This is a genomic window from Dechloromonas agitata is5 (assembly GCF_000519045.1).
Lineage (GTDB): Bacteria > Pseudomonadota > Gammaproteobacteria > Burkholderiales > Rhodocyclaceae > Azonexus > Azonexus agitatus.
In genome coordinates this window covers 17977-33385 of sequence record NZ_KI912532.1, presented here as the reverse complement: position 1 = coordinate 33385, position 15409 = coordinate 17977, and the positions used below count along the sequence as shown (strand labels likewise).

Here is a 15409-nt window from a genome sequence, read left to right as displayed (position 1 = left end):
GGCGAGAGTAAAGAAATGCCGAAACGTACAGACATCAAGAGTGTTTTGATTATTGGCGCCGGCCCGATCATCATCGGTCAGGCCTGCGAATTCGATTACTCCGGCGCCCAGGCCTGCAAGGCCCTGCGCGAAGAGGGTTACAAGGTCATCCTGGTCAATTCCAACCCGGCGACCATCATGACCGATCCGGAAATGGCCGATGTGACCTACATCGAGCCGATCACCTGGCAAGTCGTTGCCAAGATCATCGAGAAGGAACGTCCGGACGCACTGCTGCCGACCATGGGCGGCCAGACCGCGCTGAACTGCGCGCTGGATCTCGACCGGGAAGGCGTGCTCGCCAAGTTCAACGTCGAACTGATCGGCGCCTCCAAGGAAGCCATCGACAAGGCCGAGGACCGCCAGAAGTTCAAGGACGCGATGACCAAGATCGGTCTCGGCTCCGCCAAGTCGGCCACCGCGCACAGCATGGAAGAGGCCTACCAGGTCCAGGCGATGATCGGCTTCCCGACCATCATCCGCCCGTCCTTCACGCTGGGTGGTACCGGCGGCGGTATCGCCTACAACATGGAAGAGTTCGAGACCATCTGCAAGCGCGGTCTCGAAGCCTCGCCGACCAACGAGCTGCTGATCGAAGAATCGCTGCTCGGCTGGAAGGAATACGAGATGGAAGTGGTCCGCGACAAGGCGGACAACTGCATCATCATCTGCTCGATCGAGAACCTCGACCCGATGGGTGTGCACACCGGCGACTCGATCACCGTCGCGCCGGCCCAGACGCTGACCGACAAGGAATACCAGCTGCTGCGTAATGCCTCGATCGCCGTGTTGCGCGAGATCGGCGTCGATACCGGTGGCTCCAACGTGCAGTTCTCGATCAATCCGAAGGATGGTCGCTGCATCGTCATCGAAATGAACCCGCGCGTCTCGCGTTCGTCCGCGCTGGCTTCCAAAGCCACCGGCTTCCCGATCGCCAAGATTGCCGCCAAGCTGGCTGTCGGCTACACGCTGGACGAGCTGGCCAACGACATTACCGGCGGCAAGACCCCGGCATCGTTCGAGCCGTCGATCGACTATGTCGTCACCAAGGTGCCGCGTTTCGCTTTCGAGAAGTTCCCGCAGGCCGATTCCACCCTGACGACTCAGATGAAGTCGGTCGGCGAAGTGATGGCCATCGGCCGCACCTTCCAGGAGTCGCTGCAAAAGGCCCTGCGCGGCCTCGAAGTCGGCGTGGATGGCTTCAACCTGAAGTCGGTCGATCCGGAAACCATCGACGAACAACTGGCCCGGCCGTCGCCGGATCGCCTGTGGTACGTCGCCGATGCCTTCGGTATTGGCATGTCGGTCGAAAAGGTTTTCGAGTTGACCAAGATCGACCCGTGGTTCCTGGTTCAGATCAAGGAGATCGTCGATCTCGAACTGGCCGTCGAGAAGCGTGATTTCGCCTCGCTGACCGCCGAGGAAATCCGCTTCCTGAAGCGTAAGGGCTTCGCCGATCGCCGCCTGGCCTATCTGCTGAAGACGACCGAGTCGGAATTCCGTCAGCGCCGCCAGGAAATGGGGGTACGCCCGGTCTACAAGCGCGTCGACACCTGCGCTGCCGAATTCGCCACCGGCACCGCTTACATGTACTCGACCTATGAGGACGAGTGCGAAGCACAGCCGACCGACAAGAAGAAGATCATGGTGCTGGGCGGCGGTCCGAACCGCATCGGCCAGGGCATCGAGTTCGACTACTGCTGCGTGCATGCCGCGATGGCGATGCGCGAGGATGGTTACGAGACCATCATGGTCAACTGCAACCCGGAAACCGTGTCGACTGACTACGACACTTCCGACCGCCTTTATTTCGAGCCGCTGACCCTGGAAGACGTGCTGGAAATCTGCGCCATTGAAAAGCCGGTTGGCGTCATCGTCCAGTACGGCGGCCAGACCCCGCTCAAGTTGGCCTTGGCGCTGGAAGCCAACGGTGTGCCCATCATCGGCACCACCCCGGAGTCGATCGACATCGCCGAAGACCGCGAGCGCTTCCAGAAACTGCTGCATGAACTCGGTCTCAAGCAGCCGCCCAACCGCACGGCGCGTACCGAAGAAGAGGCCCTGCGTCTGGCGCAGGAAATCGGCTATCCGCTGGTCGTTCGTCCGTCCTATGTGCTCGGCGGCCGGGCCATGGAAATCGTCCATGAGCAGAAGGATCTCGAGCGCTACATGCGCGAGGCGGTGAAGGTTTCCAACGATTCGCCGGTGCTGCTTGACCGCTTCCTGAACGATGCCGTCGAGTGCGACGTCGATGCCCTGTCCGATGGCGAGGAAGTGATCATCGGTGGCGTCATGGAGCATATCGAACAGGCTGGCGTGCATTCCGGCGATTCGGCGTGCTCGCTGCCGCCTTACTCGCTGTCGGCCGCCATCCAGGACGAACTGCGCCGCCAGACCAAGTTGATGGCCAAGGCGCTCAATGTTTGCGGCCTGATGAACGTGCAGTTCGCGATCAAGGACAACGACGTCTACGTGCTGGAAGTGAACCCGCGTGCCTCACGTACCGTCCCCTACGTGTCCAAGGCTACCGGCCTGCAACTGGCCAAAATCGCGGCCCGCTGCATGTCCGGCCGCAGCCTGAAGGATCAGGGCGTGACCAAGGAAGTCATCCCGCCGTATTTCTCGGTGAAGGAGGCCGTCTTCCCCTTCGTGAAGTTCCCGGGTGTCGATACCATCCTCGGGCCGGAAATGAAGTCCACCGGCGAAGTGATGGGCGTCGGCACTACGTTCGCGGAAGCCTTCGTCAAGTCGCAGTTGGCTGCCGGTGTGAAGCTGCCGAAGTCGGGCAAGGTTTTTCTGTCGGTCAAGGACAGCGACAAGGCCAAGGCCATCGAGATCGCCAAGCATTTGCACCAAGCGGGGTTCCAGCTGGTCGCGACGCGCGGTACGGCGCATGCCATCGAGGCGGCCGGCTTGCCGGTGCAGCCGGTCAATAAGGTGACCGAAGGGCGTCCGCACATCGTCGATATGATCAAGAACAACGAAATTGCGTTGATCATCAATACGGTGGAAGAGAAGCGCGGTGCGATCAACGACTCCCGTTCGATCCGGACCTCCGGCCTGCAGGCGCGTGTGACGATGTACACGACGATCTGGGGTGCCGAGGCGGCAGCCGAGGGTATCCGTCACCTGGGCGAACTCGTGGTTTATCCGATCCAGACGCTGCATTCGCAGCTTCACTAAGACCAACCCGAACCGCCGGATTGCCCCGTTTCGGGCGCCGGCGGTTTTGCTTTTGCTGGAAGAAGAGATGAGCAAAATTCCGCTGACCGTTACCGGCGCCGAAAAGCTGCGTGAAGAACTGCATCGCCTGAAGACGGTTGATCGCCCGAATGTCGTGGCGGCAATCGCCGAAGCGCGTTCGCACGGCGATCTTTCCGAAAATGCCGAATACGATGCGGCCAAGGAGCGCCAGGGTTTTATCGAAGGGCGCATCGCCGAAGTCGAGGGCAAGTTGTCGAATGCCCAGATCATCGACCCCAAGTTGCTCGATGCCGACGGTCGCTGCGTCTTCGGTGCGACAGTCGAGATGGAAGATCAGGATACCGGCGATACGGTGACTTACCAGATCGTTGGCGAGGACGAGGCTGACATCAAGAACGGCAAGATATCGGTCAATTCCCCGGTGGCGCGTGCCCTGATCGGCAAGTACGCCGGTGACATCGCCCAGGTTCAGGCGCCGGGCGGCATTCGCGAATACGAGATCATCGACGTCCGCTACGAGTAAGCAGCCGATCGATGCGGCGATTTTCCGAAGCGCTCTATCTGCTGGCCATTGCCCTGTGGGTGGGGGGCTTGTGGGCGATCGGTTATATTGCAGCGCCGGTGCTCTTCGCCAGCCTCGCCGACCGGCAACAGGCTGGCATGGTGGCGGGGCGGCTGTTTGCCTTGATCGGGTGGGTCGGGCTTGGCTGTGCTACCTATCTGGCAGCATTCACCCTGGTTCGCTCAGGCAGCCGGTTTTTCAGGAATCCGATTTTCTGGCTGGTGCTGGTGATGGGCGCACTGACCCTGGCCAGCCAGTTCGGCATCCAGCCGCTGATGGCCCGGATGAAGGCCGAGGCCTTGCCACGCGAAGTGATGGAGAGCGTCTTGCGTGACCGCTTTGCCACCTGGCATGGCATTTCCAGCATACTCTACCTGGTACAGAGTCTGCTGGGGCTATGGCTGGTGGTTGGGAGCGGTCGCGGGCTGAAGTGATCAGCCCTGGAAGCTGCGTTTCGTGCGGCGCGGTGCGGAGGAGCGGCTCGGCGCATTTTTTTTGGCTTCCGCTGCCGCCTTTTCCGGATTGTGGCGATAGACGACGAGCAGCTTGCCAATGTGCTGGACGGGCGCGGCACCCAGTTCGCTGCAGATTTGTTCATAGTAGGCGATACGATCGTCACGGCTGTCGCCATAGACGCGGATTTTGATCAGTTCATGTGCCTTGAGGCAGTTGTCGATTTCCTTGAGGACCGCGTCGGTCAGGCCGTTTTCCGAAATCGAAACGACCGGATGCAGGGCGTGAGCCTGGGCGCGCAGTTCGCGGCGCTGGGCCGAAGTGAGTTGTTGCATAGTTATAAAACCTTTCAAAAACGGCATTTTACCGAATGAAGAGAACCAGAACCAGCAAGGCGTGGATGATGGAGCATGTCAATGATCCCTACGTTCAGCTCGCCAAGAAAGAAGGCTGGCGTTCGCGCGCAGCATTCAAGCTGATGGAGATCGATGACAAGGACAAGCTGCTCAAGCGTGGCGAGGTGGTTGTCGACCTCGGGGCGACCCCGGGCGGCTGGTCGCAAGTCGCCGTCAAGCGGGTAGGGGACGCAGGTCTGGTCTTCGCGCTCGACTTGCTGGAAATGGAGCCGATTCACGGCGTGCACTTCATCCAAGGCGATTTTCGCGAAGACGACGTGCTGGAAAAGCTCGAAACGCTTCTCGGCGAGCGGCGAGTCGGGCTTGTTATGTCTGACATGGCGCCCAATATGTCAGGTGTGCCGCTGGTCGATCAGGCACGGGTAATGCATCTGGCCGAGCTTGGCCTGGAGTTTTCGAGAGCCCACTTGAAACCGGAAGGCGCATTTCTGGTCAAAGTTTTCCAGGGAACGGATTACGAAGCGTTTTTGAAATTGATGCGTGAAACCTTCAAGACCGTCGTGGTCCGGAAACCGGATGCCTCGCGCGACCGTAGCGCCGAGCTTTATTTGCTTGGACGCACATTGCGATGAGACTTTTGATTAGAATTCCATTTTTATCGCTCGACGCTGTAGAAGGAGAGCAAGCTTGAACAACATGTTCAAAAACCTCGCAATCTGGCTGGTCATCGGCCTGGTGCTGATGACGGTCTTCAACCAGTTCAACAACCGTCAGGTTGCGACCGGTGCTGTCGAATATTCCCAGTTCATCGAAGAGGTGAAGGCTGGCCGTATCGCCAAGGTGGTCATGGAAGGCCGTACGCTGAAGGCGACCACTTCGGAGGGCAAGCGCATCACCTCGTATGCGCCACCCGATCTCTGGCTGGTTTCTGACCTGCTGAAGAATGGCGTCAAGATTGAGGCGCGTCCGGAGGAAGAGCCGTCCTTCCTGATGAACATCTTCGTCAGCTGGTTCCCGATGCTGTTGCTGATTGGCGTCTGGGTCTTCTTCATGCGCCAGATGCAGGGTGGCGGCAAGGGTGGTGCCTTCTCCTTCGGCAAGTCGCGGGCCCGGATGACCGACGAGGCGCAGAACACCATCACCTTTGCAGATGTGGCCGGTTGCGACGAGGCCAAGGAAGAGGTGCAGGAATTGGTTGATTTCCTGCGCGATCCCTCGAAGTTCCAGAAACTGGGTGGTCGCATTCCGAAAGGGGTGCTGATGGTAGGCAACCCGGGTACCGGCAAGACGCTGCTCGCCAAGGCCATTGCCGGTGAGGCGAAGGTGCCGTTCTTCAGCATTTCGGGTTCGGATTTCGTTGAAATGTTCGTCGGTGTCGGTGCCGCCCGTGTCCGCGACATGTTCGAAAATGCCAAGAAGCACGCGCCGTGCATCATCTTCATCGATGAAATCGACGCCGTCGGTCGTCATCGTGGTGCAGGTCTCGGCGGTGGTAACGATGAGCGCGAACAGACGTTGAACCAGTTGCTGGTCGAAATGGATGGCTTCGAGGGGCATTCCGGCATCATCGTCATTGCGGCCACCAACCGGCCCGACATTCTCGACCCTGCGCTGCTGCGCCCTGGGCGCTTCGATCGGCAGGTCGTCGTGCCGCTGCCCGATATTCGGGGGCGTGAGGAAATTCTCAAGGTGCACATGCGCAAAGTACCCATTGCCGGGGACGTCAAGGCTGACGTGATTGCCCGCGGTACGCCCGGCTTTTCCGGTGCCGACCTGGCCAACCTCGTCAATGAGGCTGCGCTGTTTGCCGCCCGCCGCAACAAGCGCCTGGTCGATATGGATGACTTCGAGATGGCCAAGGACAAGATCATGATGGGCGCCGAGCGCCGCAGCATGGTCATGACCGAGGAAGAGAAGATGAACACCGCCTACCACGAGTCGGGCCATGCGGTTGTCGCCAAGCTGGTACCCAAATCCGACCCGGTGCACAAGGTCACCATCATCCCGCGTGGCCGAGCCCTTGGCCTGACCATGCAGTTGCCGGAGCAGGATCGCTATGCTTACGACCGGGAATACCTGATGAGCCGTATCGCCGTGCTGTTCGGCGGCCGTATCGCAGAAGAGTTGTTCATGAACCAGATGACGACCGGTGCTTCGAACGATTTCGAGCGGGCAACGTCGATGGCACGCGACATGGTTACCCGTTATGGCATGTCCGATCTGGGTGTCATGGTCTATGGCGAGAACGATGGCGAGGTTTTCCTCGGGCGTTCCGTCACCCAGCACAAAAATGTTTCGGAAGCCACCATGCAGAAGGTTGATGCGGAAATTCGCCGCATCATCGACCAGCAGTACGCCTTGGCGCGCAAGCTGCTCGAAGAAAACCGCGACAAGGTGGAAGCGATGACCAAGGCCCTGCTCGAATGGGAAACTATCGATGCGGAGCAAATCGACGACATCATGGCCGGCAAGCCGCCGCGTCCGCCGAAACCGACACAGGGCTCTTCCCGTTCTTCAGCGTCCAACGATTCGTCGGGTGCCGAGCCGAGTGCCACTGCTCCTGCCTGATTTTGCTCGATTCAAACCTGGCCGGGACGAGTTCCCGGCTTTTTGTTTTTTGCCATGACCAACTTGCATTGTGGTTCCTATTCCCTATCCCTTGATCGTCCTTTGATCATGGGCATTGTCAATTTGACGCCTGACTCATTTTCTGGCGATGGCCTGGTTGGTGACGTGGATCGCGCCATCCGGCATGCGCGCGAGCAGTTCGAGGCGGGTTCGGATATTCTCGACATTGGCGCCGAATCCTCTCGTCCGGGTGCCATTCCCACGCCAGAAGACGAGGAACTTCGCCGTCTGATACCCGTGTTGCGCGAAATTACCCCCTGGGGCGTCCCTGTCTCGGTCGATACCTACAAGCCAGTTGTCATGCGTGCTGCGCTCGAGGCTGGTGCGAGCATGATCAATGATATTGCGGGCTTGTCGCGTCCGGGGGCGATCGAGGCGGTCGCCGGAAGTGATTGCGGTATCTGTCTGATGCACATGCGAGGTGAGCCAGGTACCATGCAACAGGCTCCCTGCTACGACGATGTCGTCTCCGAGGTCCGGTCTTTTCTCGCCGATGCAGTAGCCCGTTGCCAAGCGGCCGGAATATCGGCAGAACGACTCGTTTTGGATCCGGGTTTTGGTTTCGGCAAGACGCTGGAGCACAATCTGGCAATGTTTCGACGCTTGTCCGAGCTGTCGGTGGAGGACCTGCCGCTGCTTGTCGGTGTTTCGCGGAAAACCATGCTCGGGGCGATAACGGGTCGGCCGGTGGGGCAACGGCAGACGGCCAGTGTTGCGGCAGCACTCGTTGCGGCACAGAAGGGTGCGAAAATACTACGTGTGCATGATGTTGCCGCGACCCGGGATGCCCTGGCCGTCTGGTCGGCGATTGAAAATGGGGAAAGCAAATGAGCAGAAAATATTTTGGCACTGATGGTGTCCGTGGTCGGGTCGGTCAGGCGCCGATTACTCCGGATTTTGTCATGCGGCTGGGCTACGCCGCAGGCAAGGTGTTGCTTGGGCAAAGCGAAATGCCGGTCGGGGAGCGGCCAGCCGTCCTGATCGGCAAGGACACCCGTCTGTCAGGCTACATGCTCGAGTCAGCGCTGGAGGCGGGGTTTTCCGCGGCTGGCGTCGATGTTTGCCTGGTGGGGCCGTTGCCGACTCCGGCGGTTGCTTACCTGACCCGTGCGTTACGTTTGCAGGCAGGGATCGTGATCTCCGCCTCCCATAACCCGTATTACGATAATGGGATTAAATTCTTTTCGTCGCAGGGTACGAAGCTGCCGGATGATGTCGAAAAAGCGATCGAGTCGGGGATCGACGAGCCGATGGTTTGTGCCCCTCCTGCTGGGTTGGGTCGGGTCAGGCGGATCGACGATGCGCGTGGCCGGTACATCGAGTTCTGCAAGAGTACCTTCCCGAACGATCTGGATTTGCGCGGTCTTAAGATTGTCACCGACTGTGCCCACGGTGCGGCCTATCACATCGCACCGAGCGTATTTCACGAGCTGGGTGCGGAAGTGGTCAGCATAGGTGTTCAGCCGAACGGTCTGAATATCAATGATGCGGTCGGTGCTACGGCACCGAGGGCCTTGTGTGAGGCGGTGCTGGCCAATCGGGCCGATCTGGGCATAGCGCTCGATGGCGATGCGGATCGTCTGCAAATGGTTGATGCCGAGGGTAATCTCTACGATGGCGATCAGTTGCTTTATGCCATTGTACGAAGTCGTCTTCGTCTCTCTCCGGTCAAGGGGGTGGTGGGCACCCTGATGAGCAACCTGGCCTTGGAGCATGCCCTAACAAAATTGGAGGTGCCTTTCGCACGCGCTGCAGTGGGTGACCGCTATGTGGTTGAAATGCTGCACGACAAGGGCTGGCTCTACGGCGGCGAAAATTCAGGCCACATCCTGGCGCTTGACCGTCACACCACGGGCGATGGCATCGTTGCTGCGCTACAGGTTCTGGCTGCCTTGAAAGAGGCGGGCGGGGATTTGAAGGCCTTGTTGGGCGATCTGGTTCTCTACCCGCAAAAATTGATCAATGTACCGGTCGCCCGGGGATTCTCCTGGCGTGATCATCCTTCGATTGGTGCGGCCGTGATGGACGCCGAAACCCGCTTGGCGGGCCGGGGGCGTGTGTTGCTGCGTGCATCCGGGACCGAACCGCTGCTGCGTGTGATGGTAGAGGGGGAGGATGCGGCAGAAGTCCTTGATGCCGCGGAGAAACTGGCGGCTGTCGTGCGGGAAAGCGCCCAGTAAGTCACCTCGGTTCCCAGTTTATATTGACCGCAAAATCGCCAAGTCGCTATAATCCAAAGGTTTTTCGCCACCCGAATCCCCGCTCCTATGCGCAAAAAGCTTGTTGCTGGTAACTGGAAGATGCACGGCAGCCTTGCGCAGAATGCGATGTTGCTCGATGCCATCAAGGCGGGCGTGGATGGTCTGGGTTGCGATGTTGCTGTATGCCCGCCTTATCCGTATCTCGCTCAGGCCCAGTCCACTCTGTCTGGTACGGCTGTGGCCTGGGGTGCGCAGTCGGTCAGTGAGCATGTTGATGGTGCCTTCACGGCCGAGGTTTCGGCAACGATGCTGGCGGACTTTGGCTGCCGCTATGTGTTGGTGGGGCACTCTGAGCGACGTGCAATGTATGGTGAAACCGATGTGCTGGTGGCGGCCAAGTTTGCTGCGGCGCAGCGTGCTGGTCTGCTTCCCATTTTGTGTGTAGGGGAGACGCTTGCCGAACGTGAGGCGGGAATGACTGACTTGGTGGTTTTTCGCCAGTTGGATGCAGTTGTTGAGGCATGTGGTATTCAGGCTCTCCGGGAGGCTGTGGTTGCCTATGAGCCAGTTTGGGCAATTGGTACTGGTGTGACGGCTTCGCCCGCGCAGGCTCAGGAAGTGCATGCTGCTATTCGCTCCAGGGTGGCTGCTGTCGATGGTGGTGTAGCGGGTGTGTTACGCATTCTTTATGGCGGCAGCGTCAAGCCGCAGAATGCGGAAGAATTGTTCGGGCAGTGCGATGTCGATGGTGGCTTGATCGGCGGTGCAGCTCTGGTTGCAGAAGATTTCCTGGCAATTTGCCGGGTGGCAAATTAATAGGTTGATACATGAACTGGTTATTCTCAGTCATTCTGGCTGTTCATATTCTTGTGGCGATTGCCATTATTGGTCTTGTCTTGATGCAGCATGGCAAAGGGGCTGACATGGGGGCTGCGTTCGGGAGTGGGGCGTCTGGCAGTCTCTTTGGCGCTACTGGTTCCGCAAATTTCCTGAGTCGTACGACAGGTATTCTGGCGGCTGTGTTTTTTGCAACCAGCCTTGCCTTGGCTTACATTGGCTCGAATAAGCCAAAAACGACTGGCAGTGTGATGCAAGAAGCGGTACAATCTGAGTCTGTTTCGCAGCCGGCAAAGGTTGGTGGCGAGGCGCCGGTAGGTGCGGCGGATGCGGCATCGAAGGCAAAGGAAATACCGAAGTAACGCAAGTGGTTCTGCCTGGTCCAAGTCCTCGCCAGGTGGACAAAAATATAAGCCGACGTGGTGAAATTGGTAGACACGCTATCTTGAGGGGGTAGTGGCGCAAGCTGTGCGAGTTCGAGTCTCGCCGTCGGCACCAAAAACTGGGGCAGTGCACCGTTCAATTGTGTGTGCTGTTTCGAACAAGAAACTGAATATGGCGGGCGGATCATGGAAAACTACTTTCCAATCCTGATGTTCGTTCTGGTTGGGGTCGCAATTGGTGTGTTGCCGGTTGCCATGGGATTCATGCTTGCCCCCAGTCGTCCGGATCCGGAAAAGCTATCTCCTTACGAGTGTGGCTTTGAGGCATTCGAGGATGCGCGTATGAAGTTTGATGTGCGCTACTACTTGATTGCCATTCTCTTCATTCTGTTCGATCTTGAGGTTGCCTTCCTCTTCCCTTGGGCAACGATCTTCAAAGACATTGTGGCGACTGAATCGATCAAGTTGTTCGGTTTTGTCGAGATGCTGGTATTCGTTGCCATTCTGGTCGTGGGCTATATCTATGCCTGGGCCAAGGGTGCGCTGGAATGGGAATAAGGCTCGAACATGGCTATTGAAGGCATCCTCCAGGAAGGATTTGTCACCACGACGGCTGACAAATTGATCAATTACATGCGTACCGGGTCGATGTGGCCGATGACCTTCGGTTTGGCGTGCTGTGCGGTCGAGATGATTCATGCGGGGGTTTCCCGTTATGACCTGGATCGCTTTGGTGTGGTGTTTCGCCCGAGTCCGCGTCAGTCCGATGTGATGATTGTGGCGGGTACCCTGACCAACAAGATGGCACCGGCGCTGCGCAAAGTCTACGACCAGATGGCGGAGCCGCGATGGGTTATTTCCATGGGTTCCTGCGCCAACGGTGGTGGTTATTACCACTACTCCTATTCTGTGGTGCGTGGCTGTGATCGAATTGTTCCAGTGGATATTTATGTCCCGGGTTGTCCTCCGACGGCTGAGGCGCTCATCTATGGAATCATTCAGTTGCAGAACAAGATTCGTCGCACCAATACCATTGCTCGTTAATTGCCGAGGCTGATCGAATATGTCTGCCAAGCTGGAAACGCTAAGTGAAAACCTGCAGAAGCATTTCGGCGACAAGATAAAGTCCCTGAAGCTGGCGCTCGGTGAAGTGACCATTGAAGTCGGTGCGCCTGACTACCTTGGTTTGATGATCGCGCTGCGCGATGAGCCCGATTTTCGCTTTGAAGAGTTGATTGATCTTTGTGGTGTCGATTATTCGACCTATGGGGATGGTGCTTGGGTGGGAGGGCGTTACGCAGTTGTCGTTCATCTTCTCTCGGTCTCGCAGAATATTCGCCTGCGGGTGCGTGTGTTTGCAGAAGACGAAAGCTTCCCGGCGGTGGAGTCGGTCTCGGCCGTCTGGTCGACCGCCAACTGGTTCGAGCGCGAAGCCTTCGATTTGTACGGAATTGCATTCCTTGGTCATGACGATTTGCGTCGTATCCTGACGGATTACGGGTTCATCGGGCATCCTTTCCGCAAGGATTTCCCGATTTCCGGTTACGTCGAGATGCGCTATGACCCAGACCAGGCTCGTGTGATTTACCAGCCCGTCACAATCGAGCCTCGTGAGAATACCCCGCGCATCGTGCGCGAAGATACCTACGGGGGTCCGGTACATGGCTGATATCCGTAATTTCACGCTCAACTTCGGTCCGCAGCACCCTGCAGCGCACGGGGTTCTGCGGCTGGTGCTCGAGTTGGATGGTGAGGTCGTCCAGCGGGCCGACCCGCACATTGGTCTCCTGCATCGCGCGACGGAGAAACTGGCTGAAACCCGAACCTGGGTTCAGTCAGTGCCCTACATGGATCGTCTTGACTACGTTTCCATGATGTGTAACGAACACGCCTACTGTCTGGCAACCGAGAAATTGCTCGGTATCGAGGTGCCGGAGCGTGGGAAGTACATTCGCACGATGTTCGACGAGGTTACCCGTATCCTCAATCACCTTTTGTGGATTGGCTGCCATGCCCTTGACGTAGGGGCAATGACGATGGCGCTTTATACCTTCCGCGAGCGTGAGGATTTGATGGATGTATATGAGGCCGTGTCTGGTGCTCGTATGCACGCAGCGTATTATCGTCCAGGTGGTGTTTATCGCGACCTGCCTGATCGCATGCCGCAGTATCAGGAGTCAACGTGGACCAGCGCGCAAAAGGCCAAGGCGCGGAATGAAAACCGGCAAGGTTCTCTGCTTGATTTCCTTGAGGATTTCACCAACCGTTTTCCGACTTACCATTCGGAGTACCACACGCTACTGACAGATAACCGTATCTGGAAACAGCGCTTGGTCAATATCGGTGTGGTGAGTCCGGAGCGCGCTTTGCAGATGGGGTTCACCGGCGCGATGCTGCGCGGATCCGGTATTGCGTGGGATTTGCGTAAAAAGCAGCCGTATGCAGCTTACGATAAGGTCGACTTCGATGTGCCGGTCGGCGTGAATGGCGACAGCTATGACCGTTACCTGGTTCGGATGGAGGAGATGCTGCAGTCCAACCGAATCATCAAGCAGTGTATTGATTGGCTACGCAAGAATCCGGGGCCTGTCATTACCGATAATCACAAGGTTGCACCGCCGCCGCGTGAAAACATGAAAACCAACATGGAAGAGTTGATTCATCACTTCAAACTCTTCACGGAAGGTATCCATGTCCCGCCCGGTGAGGCCTATGCTGCAGTCGAACATCCGAAGGGCGAGTTCGGTATCTACTTCGTCTCGGACGGTGCCAACAAGCCTTACCGCATGAAAATCCGCGCTCCGGGTTTTGTTCACCTTTCCGGCCTGGACGAAATGTCCCGTGGCCACATGATTGCCGACGTCGTTACGATCATCGGCTCCCAAGATATCGTTTTTGGCGAGATCGACCGCTGATGTTTTCCGCTGAAACCCTCCAAAAATTTGCTCGCGAGGTTGGCAAGTATCCCGCCGACCAAAAGCAGTCCGCCGTTATGGCCTGTCTTGCACATGCCCAGGAAGAAAAGGGGTGGCTGCCGCCCGAGGCTATCGAGGCCGTTGCCGATTATCTCGGCATGCCGGCGATGGCAGCTTACGAAGTGGCTTCCTTTTACAACATGTATGACCTGAAGCCGGTAGGGAAGTACAAGATTACGGTCTGCACCAATCTGCCCTGCGCCTTATCCGGTGGATACCACGCCGGAGAATATCTACAGAAGAAACTGGGGATTGGCTATAACGAAACCACCCAGGATGGCAAGTTCACCTTGAAGGAAGGCGAATGTATGGGGGCCTGTGGCGATGCTCCGGTTTTCATCGTGAATAACCGGTCGATGTGCAGCCATATGCATCCCGAACAGATCGACAAGCTGCTTGAGGAGTGCAAATAATGGCATTGCTTGGTGCGATCAATCCGGTTCTGACCGCGGGTTTGAAAGGCGACGACGGGTGGAGTCTTAAGGACTACGTTGCGCGGGGCGGTTACCAGCAACTGAAGCGTATCCTGGAAACGAAGATGACCCAGGAAGACCTGATCAGTGAAGTCAAGAAGTCGGTTCTGCGGGGGCGCGGTGGTGCGGGCTTTCCGACCGGTTTGAAGTGGTCCTTCATGCCGCGTTCTTTCCCGGGTGACAAATATGTCGTGTGCAACACCGACGAAGGCGAGCCGGGTACCTTCAAGGATCGGGATATCATGCGCTACAACCCGCATGCTGTCATCGAGGGCATGATCATCGCGGGCTATGCGATGGGCGCGAACCGTGGTTACAACTATGTCCATGGTGAAATCTGGGAGATTTACCAGCGCTTTGAAGCGGCACTCGACGAGGCGCGTGGCGCTGGATTTCTCGGGCAGAACATTCTTGGCTCCGGTTTCAGCTTCGAGTTGTTTGCCCATCATGGCTACGGCGCATATATCTGCGGTGAAGAAACTGCTTTGCTGGAGTCGATCGAGGGCAAGAAGGGGCAGCCGCGATTCAAGCCGCCGTTCCCGGCATCGTTCGGTTTGTACGGAAAACCGACCACCATCAACAACACCGAAACGTTCGCATCCATCCCCTTCATTCTGAAGATGGGAGGTGAGGAGTTTCTGAACCTGGGTAAGCCGAACAACGGTGGCACCAAATTGTTCTCCGTTTCCGGGCATGTCAATCGACCGGGGAACTACGAGATACCCTTGGGTACCCCGTTCTCCACGCTGCTGGAGATGTGTGGGGGCATGCGAGGCGGGCGCAAGCTGAAGGCCGTGATTCCGGGAGGATCGTCCGCCCCGGTCATGCCGGCAGAGGTGATCATGGATTGCACCATGGATTACGACTCGATCAGCAAAGCGGGCTCCATGCTGGGGTCCGGTGCCGTCATCGTGATGGACGAGACCGTTTGTATGGTGAAGGCCCTGGAGCGCCTCTCCTTCTTCTATCACGAAGAGTCTTGCGGCCAATGCACGCCTTGTCGCGAAGGTACCGCCTGGATGTACAAGGTGGTTCATCGAATCGAGAACGGACTCGGCAAGCCTGATGATCTTGACTTGCTGAATAGTGTTCTGGGCAACATTGCGGGGCGCACGATTTGCGCCCTCGGTGACGCAGCAGCCTTCCCCGTGCAGAGTTTTATCAAGCACTTCGGCAAGGAATTCGAATACCACATCGAAAATAAGGCCTGTCTGGTTCCCAAGGATGTGCAATGGGCCGGTAGCGGCTTCCACAAGATCCCGGCCTGACAGGTGCGGCTTAGTAACGAAAGAACTGGC

General features: G+C 57.8%; 16 protein-coding genes and 1 tRNA gene. 16 read left to right on the top strand and 1 reads right to left on the bottom strand.

Annotated elements, in window-relative coordinates:
• The first annotated feature begins 15 nt into the window (after positions 1–15).
• The 3 genes from carB (at position 16) to K420_RS0100160 (ending at position 4239) form a co-directional block, all read left to right on the top strand.
• Positions 16–3222 (top strand): carbamoyl-phosphate synthase large subunit, encoded by a 3207-nt coding sequence (carB, locus tag K420_RS0100170; RefSeq protein WP_027456263.1) that lies wholly within the window; start codon positions 16–18, stop codon positions 3220–3222.
• 67 nt (positions 3223–3289) lie between these two features.
• Positions 3290–3766 carry a transcription elongation factor GreA gene (gene greA / locus K420_RS0100165; RefSeq protein ID WP_027456262.1) on the top strand — a complete coding sequence of 159 codons (477 nt, stop codon included), beginning with the start codon at positions 3290–3292 and terminating at the stop codon, positions 3764–3766.
• An 11-nt stretch (positions 3767–3777) separates the two neighbouring features.
• Positions 3778–4239, top strand: a complete 462-nt coding sequence (locus K420_RS0100160) for a DUF4149 domain-containing protein (protein WP_027456261.1) — start codon at positions 3778–3780, stop codon at positions 4237–4239.
• On the opposite strand, the gene yhbY is transcribed toward K420_RS0100160, so the two are convergent.
• Complete coding sequence (gene yhbY, locus K420_RS17700) at positions 4240–4593, bottom strand: ribosome assembly RNA-binding protein YhbY (protein ID WP_035854314.1); 354 nt, start codon at positions 4591–4593, stop codon at positions 4240–4242.
• Between the two features lie 35 nt (positions 4594–4628).
• Here yhbY and rlmE point away from each other — a divergent pair, with 35 nt between their 5' ends.
• From rlmE to nuoF, 13 genes are all read left to right on the top strand, one after another.
• Entirely contained in the window at positions 4629–5246 is a 618-nt protein-coding gene (gene rlmE / locus K420_RS0100150) for a 23S rRNA (uridine(2552)-2'-O)-methyltransferase RlmE (protein WP_027456260.1), read from the top strand.
• Positions 5247–5301: 55 nt separating this feature from the next.
• A complete protein-coding gene (gene ftsH, locus K420_RS0100145) occupies positions 5302–7182 on the top strand; it encodes an ATP-dependent zinc metalloprotease FtsH (RefSeq protein WP_027456259.1) in 1881 nt (626 codons plus the stop codon).
• Between the two features lie 54 nt (positions 7183–7236).
• The gene (folP, locus tag K420_RS0100140; RefSeq protein WP_027456258.1) at positions 7237–8073 is read left to right on the top strand and encodes a dihydropteroate synthase; all 837 of its coding nucleotides are present in this window, start codon (positions 7237–7239) and stop codon (positions 8071–8073) included.
• Positions 8070–9422, top strand: a complete 1353-nt coding sequence (glmM, locus tag K420_RS0100135) for a phosphoglucosamine mutase (protein ID WP_027456257.1) — start codon at positions 8070–8072, stop codon at positions 9420–9422. The genes folP and glmM overlap by 4 nt, the downstream gene beginning before the upstream one ends.
• A gap of 87 nt (positions 9423–9509) precedes the next feature.
• Positions 9510–10259 (top strand): triose-phosphate isomerase, encoded by a 750-nt coding sequence (gene tpiA / locus K420_RS0100130; protein WP_027456256.1) that lies wholly within the window; start codon positions 9510–9512, stop codon positions 10257–10259.
• 11 nt (positions 10260–10270) lie between these two features.
• Positions 10271–10642 carry a preprotein translocase subunit SecG gene (gene secG / locus K420_RS0100125; protein ID WP_027456255.1) on the top strand — a complete coding sequence of 124 codons (372 nt, stop codon included), beginning with the start codon at positions 10271–10273 and terminating at the stop codon, positions 10640–10642.
• 51 nt (positions 10643–10693) lie between these two features.
• A tRNA-Leu gene (locus K420_RS0100120) sits at positions 10694–10778 on the top strand.
• A gap of 68 nt (positions 10779–10846) precedes the next feature.
• The gene (locus K420_RS0100115) at positions 10847–11221 is read left to right on the top strand and encodes an NADH-quinone oxidoreductase subunit A (protein ID WP_027456254.1); all 375 of its coding nucleotides are present in this window, start codon (positions 10847–10849) and stop codon (positions 11219–11221) included.
• A 9-nt stretch (positions 11222–11230) separates the two neighbouring features.
• Positions 11231–11707: a NuoB/complex I 20 kDa subunit family protein gene (locus K420_RS0100110; protein ID WP_027456253.1), complete on the top strand. Its 477-nt coding sequence runs from the start codon at positions 11231–11233 to the stop codon at positions 11705–11707.
• Positions 11708–11726: 19 nt separating this feature from the next.
• Entirely contained in the window at positions 11727–12332 is a 606-nt protein-coding gene (locus tag K420_RS0100105; protein WP_027456252.1) for an NADH-quinone oxidoreductase subunit C, read from the top strand.
• Positions 12325–13578 carry an NADH-quinone oxidoreductase subunit D gene (locus K420_RS0100100; protein ID WP_027456251.1) on the top strand — a complete coding sequence of 418 codons (1254 nt, stop codon included), beginning with the start codon at positions 12325–12327 and terminating at the stop codon, positions 13576–13578. Before K420_RS0100105 ends, K420_RS0100100 begins: the two co-directional genes overlap by 8 nt.
• On the top strand, positions 13578–14051 hold the full coding sequence (nuoE, locus tag K420_RS0100095; RefSeq protein WP_027456250.1) for an NADH-quinone oxidoreductase subunit NuoE: 474 nt from the start codon (positions 13578–13580) through the stop codon (positions 14049–14051). The genes K420_RS0100100 and nuoE overlap by 1 nt, the downstream gene beginning before the upstream one ends.
• Positions 14051–15379, top strand: a complete 1329-nt coding sequence (nuoF, locus tag K420_RS0100090; RefSeq protein ID WP_027456249.1) for an NADH-quinone oxidoreductase subunit NuoF — start codon at positions 14051–14053, stop codon at positions 15377–15379. The genes nuoE and nuoF overlap by 1 nt, the downstream gene beginning before the upstream one ends.
• Positions 15380–15409 lie beyond the last annotated feature (30 nt).

Coding starts and splice junctions, on each gene's coding strand:
- carB (WP_027456263.1), top strand. CDS start 16: ATGCCGAAACGTACAGACATCAAGAGTGTTTTGATTATTGGCGCCGGC.
- rlmE (WP_027456260.1), top strand. CDS start 4,629: ATGAAGAGAACCAGAACCAGCAAGGCGTGGATGATGGAGCATGTCAAT.
- greA (WP_027456262.1), top strand. CDS start 3,290: ATGAGCAAAATTCCGCTGACCGTTACCGGCGCCGAAAAGCTGCGTGAA.
- nuoE (WP_027456250.1), top strand. CDS start 13,578: ATGTTTTCCGCTGAAACCCTCCAAAAATTTGCTCGCGAGGTTGGCAAG.
- yhbY (WP_035854314.1), bottom strand. CDS start 4,593: ATGCAACAACTCACTTCGGCCCAGCGCCGCGAACTGCGCGCCCAGGCT.
- K420_RS0100110 (WP_027456253.1), top strand. CDS start 11,231: ATGGCTATTGAAGGCATCCTCCAGGAAGGATTTGTCACCACGACGGCT.
- secG (WP_027456255.1), top strand. CDS start 10,271: ATGAACTGGTTATTCTCAGTCATTCTGGCTGTTCATATTCTTGTGGCG.
- nuoF (WP_027456249.1), top strand. CDS start 14,051: ATGGCATTGCTTGGTGCGATCAATCCGGTTCTGACCGCGGGTTTGAAA.
- K420_RS0100160 (WP_027456261.1), top strand. CDS start 3,778: ATGCGGCGATTTTCCGAAGCGCTCTATCTGCTGGCCATTGCCCTGTGG.
- K420_RS0100105 (WP_027456252.1), top strand. CDS start 11,727: ATGTCTGCCAAGCTGGAAACGCTAAGTGAAAACCTGCAGAAGCATTTC.
- K420_RS0100100 (WP_027456251.1), top strand. CDS start 12,325: ATGGCTGATATCCGTAATTTCACGCTCAACTTCGGTCCGCAGCACCCT.
- glmM (WP_027456257.1), top strand. CDS start 8,070: ATGAGCAGAAAATATTTTGGCACTGATGGTGTCCGTGGTCGGGTCGGT.
- tpiA (WP_027456256.1), top strand. CDS start 9,510: ATGCGCAAAAAGCTTGTTGCTGGTAACTGGAAGATGCACGGCAGCCTT.
- folP (WP_027456258.1), top strand. CDS start 7,237: ATGACCAACTTGCATTGTGGTTCCTATTCCCTATCCCTTGATCGTCCT.